Raw genomic sequence first — 620 nt, forward strand, 5'->3', positions numbered from 1 at the left:
TGTATGGACCGGGGACATAGGTAACACCTGTTCGGGGACATGGGTAACACATTTTAATCGAATCAGACTGACCTCTTTTGCGGAGGTGAGTGTTGGTTTGGAAGGAATGTGACCGAGTGTCTCAACGAGAAGAATTTGTTCGTCTTGCGTGCGTCGATGGCGTCAATATGGCGGAGCTGTGTCGGCGTTTTGGGATTTCGCGTAAGACCGGCTACAAATGGCGAAATCGTTTCCAGGAAGATCAACTAGCCCCGCTGAGCGATCGGTCTCGACGACCGGCTCACTCGCCAGGCAAGACCTCCCTGGAGGCTGAAGACGCAGTCCTGCAAGTTCGCGAGGATCATCCCGCTTGGGGGCCACGCAAGATCCACAAACGACTGCAGCGACTCGGCCACAGCGACGTTCCTTCCCCGAGTACGATCGCCGCGATCCTGAAGCGAAATGACCGGATCGAAGCCTCCGAGTCGATCAAACATCGTGCGTTTACTCGCTTCGAGCGAGCCGAGCCCAACGAGCTCTGGCAGGTTGATTTCAAGGGTGAGTTTCGGCTGAGCGATCGACGCTACTGTTATCCGTTGACGGTGCTGGACGATCACTCTCGTTTCTCGTTGGGCATCGCA

At 55.8% G+C, this 620-nt stretch carries 1 protein-coding gene; it reads left to right on the forward strand.

Going from position 1 to position 620, the window contains the following annotated elements:
* Nucleotides 1–116: 116 nt before the first annotated feature.
* A partial coding sequence (locus RSSM_RS20370) for a helix-turn-helix domain-containing protein (RefSeq protein ID WP_160168160.1) occupies nucleotides 117–620 on the forward strand: 504 nt, incomplete at its 3' end.

The sequence above is a fragment of the Aporhodopirellula sallentina SM41 genome, from assembly GCF_000346505.1.
GTDB lineage: Bacteria > Planctomycetota > Planctomycetia > Pirellulales > Pirellulaceae > Rhodopirellula > Rhodopirellula sallentina.